The sequence below is a fragment of the Acinetobacter sp. A2 genome, assembly GCF_048537555.1.
Lineage (GTDB): Bacteria > Pseudomonadota > Gammaproteobacteria > Pseudomonadales > Moraxellaceae > Acinetobacter.
Genome location: NZ_CP183239.1, coordinates 1,305,564 through 1,319,064, shown reverse-complemented (window position 1 = coordinate 1,319,064; position 13,501 = coordinate 1,305,564). Strand labels below are relative to the sequence as shown.

Genomic DNA, 13,501 nt, shown 5'->3' with positions numbered 1-13,501 from the left:
AAAAAATAAGGTTCCATTCACTCAGAATGAAACCTTATTTTTAGTTTAAAAGCAGTATCACTAAACCAAAATTCTGGCTATACCGCTTTTTAGAGTGCCAATTAAGCTGCTGAACGCTCTGCAATTGGTACAACTTTGCGTAATTCAGGACCAGTATAATCTGCACTTGGACGGATAATACGGTTATCAGCGCGCTGTTCCATTACGTGAGCAGCCCAACCTGTGACACGACTCATCACAAAAATCGGGGTGAACAGTTTAGTTGCAATACCCATGAAGTGATAAGCAGACGCATGGAAGAAGTCAGCATTACAGAACAATTTCTTCTCACGCCACATCACTTCTTCACAACGTACAGATACAGGATAAAGTACAGTATCACCTACATCTTGTGCCAAACGCTCAGACCAAATTTTGATGATGCCATTACGTGGATCATTGTCTTTATAGATTGCATGACCAAAGCCCATGATCTTTTCTTTACGCTCAAGCTTACCTAGCATTTCACGCTCAGCTTCTTCTGGCGAGGTCCAGTTTTCAATCATTTCCATCGCAGCTTCATTGGCACCGCCATGCAATGGACCACGTAATGAACCAATCGCACCTGTAATACATGAATGCATGTCAGATAAAGTGGATGCGCAAACACGTGCCGTAAAGGTCGATGCGTTGAACTCATGCTCTGCGTATAAAATTAATGATACGTTCATCACTTGTTCATGCAATTCATTTGGTTTTTCACCGCGTAATAAATGCAAGAATTGTGCACCGATTGAGTCATCGTCAGTATTTTCTTCAATACGTACGCCATCGTGACTATAGCGATACCAATAGCAGATAATGGCTGGCAAAGTTGCCAAAATACGGTCTGCAACATCTTGTTGCTGTTCAAATGACTGTTCGGTTTCTAGGTTACCTAACATTGAAACACCTGTACGCATCACATCCATTGGATGTGAATCTGCAGGAATACGCTCAAGCACTTCTTTCAATGCTTGTGGCAATGCACGTAAAGATTTCAATTTTGCTTTATAGGCAGCCAATTGCTCTGAAGTAGGCAATTCACCAAAGAAAATCAGGTAAGCAACTTCTTCAAACTGGCAATTTTCTGCCAAGTCTTGTACATCATAACCACGGTAAGTTAAGCCTGCGCCACTTTTACCTACAGTTGAGAGTGAAGTTTTACCCGCCACTTGTCCGCGCAATCCTGCGCCTGTGAGTACTTTTCCTTCAGCCATTTTTTTAATTCTCCTGTTTGAACAGCTTGTCTAATGTGTTTTCAAAAGTGTGATAATCAAGGAATTCGTATAATTCTTTACGTTGCTGCATTTTGTCTAAGACATTAACTTGAGTGCCATCTTTACGAATAGATTGCATCACTTCTAAGGCAGCTTTTTGCATGGCACGTGTTGGTGAAAGTGGATACAACACCATACGAATACCCTGCTCCGCCAATTCTTCTGTGGTGTAGTATGGGGTATCACCAAATTCAGTAATGTTTGCAAGTACTGGTACACCTACTGCATCACATACTGTTTTATACATGGTAATGTCTGTCATCGCTTCAGCAAAAATTGCATCTGCACCCGCTTCCACACATGCACAAGCACGGTCAATCACCGCCTGCAAACCTTCTTTTTGCAAGGCATCTGTACGTGCCATGACAACAAAGTTTGAATCAGTTTTTGCATCAACAGCCGCTTTAATTCGATCGACCATTTCTTGTTGGGTTACAATTTCTTTGTTTGGACGATGTCCGCAACGCTTTTGTGCAACCTGATCTTCAATGTGTACTGCAGCAGCACCTGCAGCAATCATTTGTTTAATACTGCGGGCAATATTAAATGCACCACCCCAACCAGTATCAATATCCACCAATAATGGAGTATCTACACGCTCAGTAATACGACGCACATCTTCCAAGACGTTGTCTAAACTGGTCATGCCCAAGTCAGGTAAACCGTAAGAGTAATTGGCGACACCTGCGCCAGATAAATAAATGGCTTTATAGCCAACCTGCTTTGCCATCATTGCAGCATAAGCATTTACCGTGCCGATAATTTGTAATGGCTTTTCCACTTCTAAAGCTTGTCTGAATCTTAAGCCCGCAGATGTTTGTTCTGTCATCTTCCTTTCCGCTTTTCTTACTATATTTTTCGAGGTTTGAGTATATCGGGAATGCAACGCTGCGCCATGACTTTTTAGAATCTATGCTCTAAAACTTTAGTCAAATAATTCGAAATTTTATTGCACAATAAATTTTCGTGATATTGCTTATTATTTAAATTTAATAAACATAGCTTTTCTGCACACTAAATAAGCAAAATTTTGCTTATTTTGAGTGTATTTCTATTTTTTCTGAATTCAAGCACGCTGCCCATACACTTCAACACAGCACGCTGTACATAAATTTGCTATAATAACAATCTCTCCCTTTGATCATTTGCTGAAATATTATCCAATATGCAAGATATCGCTCATTTAACCCCTTTCGGTAAAGATGTCCCTCCAACAAAGCGTGGACATGAGCGATGTGTGGCGCTGCTCGTCAGTGCAACTGATCTGTTTTTAGAACGTGGCTACGATGCCGTATCTTTAGATGATATTGTGCAGCATGCTGGCGGTTCTAAAGCTTCTATTTATAAATACTTTGGCAATAAAGAAGGCTTGTTTAAGGCGATTTGTGATTATCGCCGTGACAAATTTTTTCAGGATATTCACATCCCTTTTGAACAAATAGATTCAAATTTACGTGGTTATCTAATCCAAACCTTGCTGAATTTTTATCATCATATTCTAGCGCCTGAAAATGCAGCTTTTATGCGTTTGGTTTTAGAGCAAAGTCAGCGCAACCCCGACATTGCTTTACATATCCATGAACGTGGCCCTCTACACGTGCAATTGTGCATTGCCAAAGTGCTAGAGCATGCCAGCCAACAAGGACTCATTCGCTGCGAACACCCTGTTTATTCGGCACAATTGTATTTTGGAATTTTAAGAAATTTAGAATGGCGCATTATTATGGGCATTCCAAAACAAGAAACTGAACAAGAAACAATCAATTATGTAAGTTATTGTGTAGATCGCTTTCTAGACGCCCATCAAAAAGTCTAGTTTTTTTGCAATTTCTTCATCCTATAGTATATTAGCCGATTCCCTTTTTCACTTAACCAACCAACAACTAATTGTTGTTTTTCTCATTCAGCAATTATTGTGGAGTAACGAATGGCTCTACGTCACTTTCTAACATTACGCGATTTATCGACTTTAGAACTGAATCAAATTTTGCAACGCGCCATTGAGCTTAAGCGTAAACAGCATAACAATGAAGTTTTCCAACCCTTTGTGGGCAAAGTCTTGGGAATGATTTTTGAAAAATCTAGTACCCGAACTCGTGTATCGTTTGAAGCAGGTATGAGTCAGTTTGGTGGCAGCGCAATTTTCCTATCATCACGTGACACACAGTTAGGCCGTGGTGAACTGATTGAAGATTCTGCACGTGTCATTTCAAGCATGCTTGATATAGTGATGATTCGTACTTTCGGACATGACATTGTAGAACGTTTTGCATCTTATTCAAAAGTTCCAGTGATCAATGCTTTAACGGACGATCACCACCCTTGCCAGTTACTTGCAGACATGCAAACTTACTTAGAGCATCGCGGTTCAATTGAAGGTAAAACCGTGGCTTGGATTGGTGATGGCAACAACATGTGTAACTCTTATATTGAAGCTGCGCACATGTGGGGCTTTAATTTAAAAATTGCAACGCCTAAAGGCTATGAACCTGAACAACGTTTCCTGTCTGAATTTGCACACTGTGTAGAATTAGTAGACTCTGCTGAAGATGCCGCAGTCAATGCTGACCTGATTGTGACCGATGTTTGGGCGAGTATGGGGCAGGAAGAAGAACAAAAAATCCGTGAAAAAGCCTTTGCAGACTATCAAGTCAATGAGCGCTTGATGGACTTGGCACATCCAGATTGCTTGTTTATGCATTGTTTACCTGCGCACCGTGGTGAAGAAATTTCTGAAAATATGCTAGATCATAAAAACGCTGTAGTTTGGGATGAAGCCGAAAACCGCTTGCATGCTCAAAAAGCATTGGTTGAGTTTTTATTGAACGAAAACCTCAAAAAAGACTAAACGACTTCAAAGCATTGAGTACGCTTTGATGAGTTTTGTTACAAACAGCACCAAATGGTGCTGTTTTTTATTTGGCTCGTTATAATCTAAAACGACGGTTATTTTCTAAAATTTCAAAAAGAGCCTAGATGAATAATATGATGTATAAAACACTTGCGACAATAACACTTTGCGCAGCTGCAATGCTTGCTCATAGCACAACCTATGCTAAACCTAGCGAATTAGACCAATATTTGGTTCAGCACGATATTTTAACGGTTGACTACAAAATTAAAAATGTAACAGCTTTAAAAGAAATTTTAGATGTAATTAGCGATGAAGATTCACGTACTATGCCGTATCAAGTCGATCAAAATACCGTGATTGAACAAAGTACAACTACAGACAAGCAAATTAACATTCGTGGTATGATTATTTCACCCGATTTTACTCAATTTGTAGAAAGCACGGGCTACAACAATGTTAAAAACATGATTAAACAAAACTTGATTCATAACTGCGATTCAATGTTTGAGCATCAATTTCAGCGTGTAAATCCGTATGTATTGAATTTACAACTCAGTGCAGAGAAAACACAATTTAATGTGCTATTGCCGAATAGTGAATGTAAATTTAAAACAGATTAAATAAAAATTCTATAAACATCACATCCTCATTACAGGTTTAATAGGTTGAATACTCGATAAACATTTGAGATTTAACGTATTAAACCTTGAGGTTGTAAAATAATAATCAATGCACCCAAAATAACCACCATTCCCCCGAACATATCCCAACGGGTCAAATTAACCTGATCCACATACTTTAGCCAAATCAAAGCGGTGCAAATATAGATTCCGCCATACGCTGCATAAATTCGCCCCGATGCCGCAGGATGCAAAGTAAGCAACCACACAAAAGCCGCTAAAGCCAAAACTGTTGGCACCCAAAGCCACTGCGATTTTCCCTGATTCAAAATTAAATAAGGAAAATAACAACCTAATATTTCCATCACTGCTGTTATAAAAAATAAGAGCAAGGTACTGGCAATTTTTGTGATCTGAACATCCATAAGCGACTTTACTTAAAAGTGGAATACATAAAAAATAACCCATGTTGAACATGGGTTATTTTCATTCATGATAATGCAATATAAACGTTAAGCTGGTTCAGCAGTTTGATCTTCAAATACTTCAAGTTTCAAACCAACCGCTTTACCATTCTCTTTCTTCACAGAAACAGCGACATTACCACCCTGTTCAGCCAATTCACCGAATAAAATCATTTCTGCTAATGGTTTCTTCAAGTGTTCCTGAATCAGGCGTTGCATTGGGCGCGCGCCCATCAAGCGATCATATCCATGCTCAGCCATCCATTCACGTGCATCCTGATCGACCTCAAGAATGACTTTTTTATCATCCAATTGAGCTTGTAATTCAGTCAAGAATTTATCTACTACATTTTCAATCACGGTAGTTGGTAGCGCCTTAAATTGAATCACACCATCTAAACGGTTACGGAATTCTGGCGAGAAGGCTTTTTTCATTGCTTCTTGGTTGTCATTACTGTTGTCTTGATCCATGAAACCAATGCTGACTCGTGAAATACTTTCTGCACCAATATTGGTAGTCAGTACTAAAATCACATTACGGAAATCTGACTTACGACCATTATTGTCGGTCAATGAGCCGTGATCCATAATTTGCAGCAATAAGTTAAATACATCAGGATGTGCTTTTTCAATCTCATCTAGCAACAACACACAATGCGGGTTTTTATGAATCGCATCAGTGAGTAAGCCACCCTGATCAAAGCCTACATAACCCGGAGGCGCACCAATTAAACGTGAAACCGCATGACGCTCCATATATTCAGACATATCAAAGCGTACTAATTCCACACCTAACAATTTGGCCAACTGCTTGGTCACTTCAGTTTTACCCACGCCTGTAGGGCCTGCAAAAACGAAGCTGCCGACTGGTTTGTCTGGTGTTTTTAAGCCAGCGCGTGACAGTTTAATTGCAGATGCCAAAGCTTCAATGGCTTCATCTTGCCCAAATACCACACGTTTTAAATCACGTTCTAAATGTTCAAGTACGCTCTTGTCATCTTTAGATACAGTTTTAGGTGGGATACGTGCAATTTTCGACACGATATCTTCAATGTTTTCAACTGTGATTAAAGTGTCATCCTGCTCGGCTCTTAAACGGCGCTGTGCACCCGCTTCATCAATCACATCAATGGCTTTGTCTGGCAAGAAACGGTCATTGATAAATTTAGCCGATAGCTCTACCGCAGACACCAAGGCTTTATCGTCATATTTTACATGGTGAAATTCTTCAAATTTCGATTTTAAACCACGTAAAATATCAACCGTTTCTGAAATTGAAGGTTCATTGACATCAATTTTTTGGAAACGGCGTGACAGCGCATGATCTTTTTCAAATACCTGACGATATTCTTGGAATGTAGTCGAGCCAATACAGCGTAGAGTGCCATTTGCCAACGCAGGTTTAATTAAGTTTGACGCATCCATAGTGCTGCCCATGCTCGAGCCTGCACCAATAATCATGTGAATTTCATCAATAAATAAAATCGCATCAGGTTTCTTTTTCAAGGCATTTAATAGTTGTTTTAAACGCTTTTCAAAATCACCACGATATTTCGTTCCTGCAACCAAAGCACCAATATCTAAGCTATACACTTCTGCATTGGCCAATGGTGCTGGTGCTTTACCATTCACAATCAACCAAGCCAAACCTTCGGCAATGGAAGTTTTACCCACGCCTGGGTCGCCTACCAACAATGGGTTATTTTTACGACGACGACACAAAATTTGTGCAGCACGCTCAATTTCTTTTTCGCGACCAATTAAAGGATCAGTTTTACCCTTTTGAGCTTCAGTATTTAAATTCAGCGTGTAAAGCTCAAGCGGGCCTGCATTGGCAGAGCTTGAACTTTCACCATCTAACTCTTCAATTTCTTCTTCAGCTTGTGTTTCATCTTTACGGGTCCCGTGTGATAGGTATTGCGTTAAAGTCAAACGGTTAATTTGATGACGTTTAAGCAAATACACCGCAAATGAATCTCGCTCAGAGTACATTGCCACTAAAATATCTGCACCTTCAACGGTGCGGTCACCACCGCTAGATTGCACATGGAAAATACCACGCTGCAAAATACGGTCAAAACTTTCGGTTGGATGTGGCGCCTGATCACTATTTTCAGCAAGTTTAGGGGTATGTTGTTCTACATATTCTTCTAATTCTTTACGCAGCACCACAACGTCTGCGCCACATGCTTTTAACGCATTAACTGCAGAATCGTTATCTAATAAAGCCAATAATAAATGTTCAACCGTTAAGAACTCATGTCTCTTTTGACGAGCCATGCTAACAGCCAAACGTAATGATACTTCTAATTGACGACTGAGCATGCAACCCCCTTAATCTTTAGGCTCAATCTGACAAAGTAATGGATGACCTTGTGATCGAGCGTAATTATTGACTTGGTTCGCTTTCGTTTCCGCAATGTCCCGCGGATAGACCCCTGCGACACCTTTTCCTTCATAATGTACAGTTAGCATTACTTGGGTGGCTTGGTCAAGATTCATTGCAAAGTATTGTTGTAAAATTTCAATTACAAAGTCCATTGGGGTGTAATCATCGTTCATTAAAACGACAGCATACAAAGGTGGGCGCTTTAATTGTGGTGGTGCAGTCTGAACTGCAATGTCGCCATCATCTTCATGCCCTTCATCATCCACCGCCAAACGTGGGCTTAAATGCCAATCGACATAGCCAGATTGATGAAAATTATTTTTAATTTCGTTTAAACAAATAGATCGTTTCTGGGTTCGCATAAGTTTTACATATCACACATTATTGAGCACTGGCTTCTGCTTGTGGAATTTCAGCAATAAATGCTGAATCGGCTTCCACAGCTTTGCCCTTACTCCAACTGAAACGCTTGATGACAGGCGTTGAGCCATTGACACGGACTTCAATAAAATCTGGATTAAAGCCTTTTGGCATTGTCCAGCGTCCCGTTAAACGCTCATAATTATCAAAATTAAAATTACTGTCTTCCATTGGAATAACCAATACTTCTGTGCCCTGAATTAAACGCAACTCGACTGTACCGCTTGCACGGCGTTTATTTGGGCTGACTTGTACTAAATCGACCTGATATTCATAGGCATTTTCAGGTAAAGGTTTTACCCCTAAATTCTGTACAGTCAGACTCAAACCTCCACGCTGACGCAATACTTCACGATAGATCGCACTCATTCCCTCAGTACGTTGCTTATCTTCAGTCGCTTGCGTAAATGCTTCGTATAAGTCATTCGAGTTACTCACCGCAACATCACGCTCTTGCACTGCAGCATTTAAACTTTTATTTAGGCTTTCTAAACGGGTTTTCTGTTCCTGAACCACTTCAACCAGTTGTTCAGCATCAGCATCATAACCCACCACTGTTAAGCCTTGACGATGTCCAACTGAATATCCTAAAAAACCACTGCCTAAAATTAAAATTGCAGCACCAATCGCTAAAGGCGCATTTGTTTCAAGAAATGGCTTTTTTTCTGGTGGTGGCGCAGATGGTGTCGTGGTTGAATTCGACTGTGACGTGGTTTCAGTATCAGAGTTATGCATCGTCATCTCTTGTTTTGATTCATTCAAAACACACATTTAAATCGAAATCTAAATGTGTGTGAAGTTGAAAAACGTGTTTTATGGTAATAAACCAATCACCTCAAGTCCTGCGTTTTCAGCAAAACCAAACATCAGGTTCATATTTTGTACGGCTTGCCCTGCTGCACCTTTCACCAAGTTGTCTTGTGCAACCAAAAGTACCAATTTTTTTGGTTGAGGTTTATACAACGCAATACGCAACTGGTTGGCGCCACGTACTGAACGTGTTTCTGGTGAACTGTTGGCTGGCATTACATCTACAAATTGCTCATTGGCATAAAACTGCTCATACAAGCTTTGTAAATCTGCTGCATCGCCAGCATCAGTCAAATCTACATAAATGGTGCTGAGCATACCGCGAATCATCGGCACTAAATGCGGTACAAATAATATGTGATTGAACACATTTTTTTGACCCGAAATATTTTCTAGTGCTTCTACAATTTCAGGATGATGGCGATGCCCCGCAACACCATAGGCTTTAAAGTTATCTGCATTTTCAGAGTAAATCATGCCCAGACTGGCTTTACGGCCTGCACCAGATACACCTGATTTTGCATCAATAATAATGCTTTCAGGTTTCACTAAAGCTTCAGCTTGTTTAAACAATGGTGCTAAACCAAGCTGTACCGTGGTTGGATAACAACCAGGGTTACCAATCACTTGCGCTTGTTTAATTTGTTCACGGTTAAGTTCAGATAAACCATAAACCGAATCTTTTAAAATTTCTGGGCAGGCATGCTGCATGCCATACCATTTTTCAAATTGTGCTAAATCCTGCAAACGGAAATCTGCAGCAAGATCGACCACTTTTGTATTGGCGGCAACAAGTTCCGCAGCATGTTGCATAGCAACACCATGCGGCGTAGCAAAGAACACTACATCGCACTGTTTTAATTCTTCGATGTTTAAATCGGAATAGCAAAGGTCAGTATGTCCACGTAGACTTGGGAACATATCATCTACACGGCGACCCGCTTCTGTACGTGAAGTCAGTACATTTACTTTTACATTTGGGTGTCGTAGCAAAAGACGCAATAATTCAACGCCTGTATAACCTGTACCACCGACAATACCAACTGAAATCACGTGCATTACCTCAATTCAAAAGCATGTTTAAGCTAACGCTATAGTATGACAGGAAGTTTTGGTTTTCTAAACTGTTTTACTTGGGTTTTAAGGCTTTTCTTTATTCTGTTGATTTTATATTGAAAAATACATTTAATTATAAACAATACGCCCAACACCTCTTCATTACAGCACAGCCATGTAATGTACGTGTTGGCTTTTTTTATTCATACCACCACCAAGGCAAATGTGTTGTTTTCAGCTGTTTACGGTGTTGCAAATAGTGCGCATCATGCCGCTGCACCTCTGCCCAAAACTTCGCACTATGATCAAAATGCCGTGTATGTGCCAACTCATGCACACTCACATAACGCACAATCTGTTTAGGAAATAAAACCAAAGCACTATTTAGCATTATATGCTGTTGCGCACTACAACTGCCCCAACGCGTTTTGGGCTGACGAACCGCACACTGTTTAAACGGAAAATCTGTTTCATTGCTCACCGTTTGCAAGTATGCAGGCAACATCTGTTTGGCATAAGCAATCACAAAAGCTTTTAAATATGCTGCGGGCTGGCGGTCACTAATAAAAAGACAATGCAGTTTTAAATCTAAAATAAAACTGTGTTTTTGGATTTGATAACGAATATTTAAAGGCTCAGCCAAATCAAAAAGTGACAACTGATTTGGCAATTCACGCTGAACAAGTCCTTGCTGCGCCTGTTGTTTATGCCAAGCATCTATCATCCACTGTTCAGATTGCTGCAAGAAATCCTGAATTTGTCGCTGGGTACAATGCTTTGGCACAGTTAAACGAATTTGATGCGGTTCGACACGTAAACGTAAACGTGTTGCTCTTGCATGTGGTGTGATTTGAATTTCAGGTAAGCTGGAAATCATATTTTTATTAGTATTTGAATTATCTTTACTCAAGCAAATACTCTACTCTCAGTGATTTTGATGATTTATAAAGATTCGGTCTTGGTTGTAAAATGTTTGTCGTAAAATGAATATTGAAAAGTTCCCTTTCCTTACAAAGAAAAGGAAACTTTCATTAGAGAAAAATATAAATCAAAACTCAATTTACATAACGGTTTATATAAATTTATATGCCTTAAACTGCGGTACGCTCTTCAATACCGTTATTGGTTGCAACAATCGCAATATTGGCTTTATTAATCGCAAAAATACCGTTAGTCACGACACCAGGAATATCATTCAGCGTTTTCTCTAATTCCAACGCATTCAAAATATTCAGGTTATATACATCTAAAATCACGTTGCCGTTATCGGTCACTACACCTTCACGGTAAGCAGGGTCACCACCTAAAGCCACAACTTTACGTGCTACCGCAGAACGTGCCATTGGAATCACTTCAATTGGCAATGGGAACTCACGCCCTAACTGCTCTACCCATTTAGAATCATCTACAATACAAATAAACTTACGTGCAATAGATGCCACAATTTTTTCACGGGTCAACGCCGCACCACCGCCCTTGATCATGTGCATGTGACGATCAATTTCATCTGCACCATCGACATACGCATCTAGGCTGCCTACAGAATTCATATCTACAACTTCAACACCAAGCTTTTTTAAACGCTCAGCCGTCGCTTCTGAACTTGCCACTGCAGCCTCAAGTTGCAATTCAGGCAATAAATCGATCAGGAAGTTCACCGTACTGCCTGTTCCCACCCCTAAAATTCCGCCTTTAGGCAAATGTTTTAAAGCTGCTTTTGCAGCGGCTTGCTTCTTTTCATCTTGGGTAGCATACAGACTCATGACTTCACTCAACTATTTTTGACATTTATTGCCGATTTTACAGCGCAAATGTGCAGGGGTTTGTTACAATAACCCCTTATTTTAAACTGTTAGATGGAAGATTAACATGCTGTCTCGTTTGGTTCGACAAATTTTACAAGCAACAGTCTACGATGTTGCAATCGAAACCCCACTCGAAGCAGCGCCACGAATTAGCGAAAAACTAAATAATAACATCCGCTTTAAACGTGAAGACTTACAACCTGTATTCTCTTTTAAATTACGTGGTGCCTACAACCGCATCAGTCAATTACCCAAAGAGCAACTTGCACGAGGTGTGATTACCGCTTCTGCTGGCAACCATGCACAAGGTGTAGCTCTGTCTGGGCAAAAATTGGGTATTCGTGCCATTATCGTCATGCCTAAGACCACACCCGATATTAAAGTACAAGCGGTGAAACGCTTAGGCGGTGAAGTGGTGTTACATGGCGACTCTTTTGATGTTGCCAATAAATATGCAATTCAGCGTGCCAAAGACGAAGGCATGACTTTTATTCCACCGTATGACGATGAATTGGTCATGGCAGGTCAAGGCACCATTGCCAATGAAATTTTACGTCAATGGCGTGATGTAGAATATGTCTTCGTTGCTGTTGGTGGGGGCGGTTTAATTGCAGGTGTTGCGGCGTATTTGGGGGATGTTGCACCACATGTCAAAGTCATACCTGTAGAATATGATGAATCGGCTTGTTTAAAAGCCGCATTTGAAGCCAATGAACGTGTGATTTTACCGCAAGTGGGTTTATTTGCCGATGGTACTGCCGTCGCACAAATTGGTGAAAAACCATTTGAAGTGCTGCAACTGCAAAAATCAGATCAATCTGGGCCAATTGTTGAGCGCGATGTCGTTTTGGTAAATACCGATGAAATCTGTGCCGCAATTAAAGATACCTTTGATGAAAACCGTAGTATTGTTGAACCTTCAGGTGCAATGGCATTGGCAGGTATCAAAAAATACGTCGAGCAGCATCAACTGCAAAATAAAAATATTGTGTCCATTGTATGTGGCGCCAATATGAACTTTGACCGCTTGCGCTACATTGCTGAACGCACTGAACTGGGCGAACACAAAGAAGCAATTTTTGCGGTGACCATTCCTGAAGAAAAAGGCGCTTTCCTCAACTTCTGCCGTGCACTACAAGGCCGCAACATCACTGAGTTTAACTACCGTGCCAGTGATGCCACAGCTGCACAGGTCTTTGTCGGCATTAGCTTAAAATCAGGTGAAAAAGAACGCCACGACATTTATGAGTTACTTAAAACTCAGTACGATGTAGATGATTTATCTGATGATGAAGTTGCCAAACTGCATATTCGTTATTTGGTAGGCGGTCATGCCGATATTGAAAATGAGCGTTTATTCCGTGTGGAATTCCCTGAACGTCCAGGTGCGTTACTCACCTTCTTAGAACGCTTAGGCCCAACACACAACATTACCTTGTTCCACTACCGTAACCACGGTGCAGCAGAAGGTCGTGTATTGGTTGGTTTAGAAGCATCGGATGCCAAACAGAACCCAGATGGTTTAATTGAAACGTTGGAAAATATCACTTATCCATACGCAGAAATTACCAATAACTTAGGCTATCAACGCTTCTTAAAATAATTTGCTGATTTGTTCCCATCTACAAAAAAAACCGCTGATTCAGGCGGTTTTTTAGTCATAATGCTACAGTGTGACACAAGGAATTATTTTAAAATATTCATCTCTGTTGAGCGTATTTAAAATACGCAGCTTCAGGCAAAATAAATCACAGCTCACGTACAATAAAACACTTTTTCAGGATA

Annotated in this window: 13 protein-coding genes; 4 read left to right on the top strand and 9 right to left on the bottom strand. The window is 40.4% G+C overall.

The features are described 5' to 3' along the window. Window positions 1–101: 101 nt before the first annotated feature. Together prpC and prpB are read right to left on the bottom strand one after the other, a co-directional pair. Window positions 102–1,238: a bifunctional 2-methylcitrate synthase/citrate synthase gene (prpC, locus tag ACNS8M_RS06150; protein ID WP_004973461.1), complete on the bottom strand. Its 1,137-nt coding sequence runs from the start codon at window positions 1,236–1,238 to the stop codon at window positions 102–104. A 4-nt stretch (window positions 1,239–1,242) separates the two neighbouring features. Further along, entirely contained in the window at window positions 1,243–2,127 is an 885-nt protein-coding gene (gene prpB, locus ACNS8M_RS06145; protein ID WP_004973459.1) for a methylisocitrate lyase, read from the bottom strand. 336 nt (window positions 2,128–2,463) lie between these two features. Here prpB and ACNS8M_RS06140 point away from each other — a divergent pair, with 336 nt between their 5' ends. The 3 genes from ACNS8M_RS06140 to ACNS8M_RS06130 all read left to right on the top strand — a co-directional run bounded on the left by ACNS8M_RS06140 (window position 2,464) and on the right by ACNS8M_RS06130 (window position 4,772). Then, on the top strand, window positions 2,464–3,114 hold the full coding sequence (locus ACNS8M_RS06140) for a TetR/AcrR family transcriptional regulator (protein WP_168417358.1): 651 nt from the start codon (window positions 2,464–2,466) through the stop codon (window positions 3,112–3,114). 111 nt (window positions 3,115–3,225) lie between these two features. Beyond that, the gene (argF, locus tag ACNS8M_RS06135) at window positions 3,226–4,146 is read left to right on the top strand and encodes an ornithine carbamoyltransferase (protein WP_168460710.1); all 921 of its coding nucleotides are present in this window, start codon (window positions 3,226–3,228) and stop codon (window positions 4,144–4,146) included. A gap of 182 nt (window positions 4,147–4,328) precedes the next feature. After that, window positions 4,329–4,772: a hypothetical protein gene (locus ACNS8M_RS06130; RefSeq protein WP_228284146.1), complete on the top strand. Its 444-nt coding sequence runs from the start codon at window positions 4,329–4,331 to the stop codon at window positions 4,770–4,772. Between the two features lie 71 nt (window positions 4,773–4,843). On the opposite strand, the gene ACNS8M_RS06125 is transcribed toward ACNS8M_RS06130, so the two are convergent. The 7 genes from ACNS8M_RS06125 to rpiA all read right to left on the bottom strand — a co-directional run bounded on the left by ACNS8M_RS06125 (window position 4,844) and on the right by rpiA (window position 11,674). Further along, entirely contained in the window at window positions 4,844–5,197 is a 354-nt protein-coding gene (locus ACNS8M_RS06125) for a YnfA family protein (RefSeq protein WP_168417361.1), read from the bottom strand. Window positions 5,198–5,284: 87 nt separating this feature from the next. Next, window positions 5,285–7,561, bottom strand: coding sequence for an ATP-dependent Clp protease ATP-binding subunit ClpA (gene clpA / locus ACNS8M_RS06120; protein WP_168417362.1), 2,277 nt, complete (start codon window positions 7,559–7,561; stop codon window positions 5,285–5,287). Between the two features lie 9 nt (window positions 7,562–7,570). Next, window positions 7,571–7,987 carry an ATP-dependent Clp protease adapter ClpS gene (clpS, locus tag ACNS8M_RS06115; RefSeq protein ID WP_168417363.1) on the bottom strand — a complete coding sequence of 139 codons (417 nt, stop codon included), beginning with the start codon at window positions 7,985–7,987 and terminating at the stop codon, window positions 7,571–7,573. Between the two features lie 19 nt (window positions 7,988–8,006). Further along, on the bottom strand, window positions 8,007–8,780 hold the full coding sequence (locus ACNS8M_RS06110; RefSeq protein ID WP_168460704.1) for a DUF6776 family protein: 774 nt from the start codon (window positions 8,778–8,780) through the stop codon (window positions 8,007–8,009). Between the two features lie 78 nt (window positions 8,781–8,858). Beyond that, window positions 8,859–9,914, bottom strand: a complete 1,056-nt coding sequence (argC, locus tag ACNS8M_RS06105; RefSeq protein ID WP_171525230.1) for an N-acetyl-gamma-glutamyl-phosphate reductase — start codon at window positions 9,912–9,914, stop codon at window positions 8,859–8,861. 196 nt (window positions 9,915–10,110) lie between these two features. Next, a complete protein-coding gene (locus tag ACNS8M_RS06100) occupies window positions 10,111–10,788 on the bottom strand; it encodes a M48 family metallopeptidase (protein WP_168460720.1) in 678 nt (225 codons plus the stop codon). Window positions 10,789–11,002: 214 nt separating this feature from the next. Beyond that, window positions 11,003–11,674 (bottom strand): ribose-5-phosphate isomerase RpiA, encoded by a 672-nt coding sequence (rpiA, locus tag ACNS8M_RS06095; protein ID WP_419225288.1) that lies wholly within the window; start codon window positions 11,672–11,674, stop codon window positions 11,003–11,005. A 106-nt stretch (window positions 11,675–11,780) separates the two neighbouring features. On the opposite strand from rpiA, the gene ilvA reads away from it, so the two are divergent. After that, entirely contained in the window at window positions 11,781–13,319 is a 1,539-nt protein-coding gene (gene ilvA, locus ACNS8M_RS06090; RefSeq protein WP_168417367.1) for a threonine ammonia-lyase, biosynthetic, read from the top strand. Window positions 13,320–13,501 lie beyond the last annotated feature (182 nt).

Coding starts and splice junctions, on each gene's coding strand:
- prpC (WP_004973461.1), bottom strand. CDS start 1,238: ATGGCTGAAGGAAAAGTACTCACAGGCGCAGGATTGCGCGGACAAGTG.
- prpB (WP_004973459.1), bottom strand. CDS start 2,127: ATGACAGAACAAACATCTGCGGGCTTAAGATTCAGACAAGCTTTAGAA.
- ACNS8M_RS06140 (WP_168417358.1), top strand. CDS start 2,464: ATGCAAGATATCGCTCATTTAACCCCTTTCGGTAAAGATGTCCCTCCA.
- argF (WP_168460710.1), top strand. CDS start 3,226: ATGGCTCTACGTCACTTTCTAACATTACGCGATTTATCGACTTTAGAA.
- ACNS8M_RS06130 (WP_228284146.1), top strand. CDS start 4,329: ATGCTTGCTCATAGCACAACCTATGCTAAACCTAGCGAATTAGACCAA.
- ACNS8M_RS06125 (WP_168417361.1), bottom strand. CDS start 5,197: ATGGATGTTCAGATCACAAAAATTGCCAGTACCTTGCTCTTATTTTTT.
- clpA (WP_168417362.1), bottom strand. CDS start 7,561: ATGCTCAGTCGTCAATTAGAAGTATCATTACGTTTGGCTGTTAGCATG.
- clpS (WP_168417363.1), bottom strand. CDS start 7,987: ATGCGAACCCAGAAACGATCTATTTGTTTAAACGAAATTAAAAATAAT.
- ACNS8M_RS06110 (WP_168460704.1), bottom strand. CDS start 8,780: ATGCATAACTCTGATACTGAAACCACGTCACAGTCGAATTCAACCACG.
- argC (WP_171525230.1), bottom strand. CDS start 9,914: ATGCACGTGATTTCAGTTGGTATTGTCGGTGGTACAGGTTATACAGGC.
- ACNS8M_RS06100 (WP_168460720.1), bottom strand. CDS start 10,788: ATGATTTCCAGCTTACCTGAAATTCAAATCACACCACATGCAAGAGCA.
- rpiA (WP_419225288.1), bottom strand. CDS start 11,674: ATGAGTCTGTATGCTACCCAAGATGAAAAGAAGCAAGCCGCTGCAAAA.
- ilvA (WP_168417367.1), top strand. CDS start 11,781: ATGCTGTCTCGTTTGGTTCGACAAATTTTACAAGCAACAGTCTACGAT.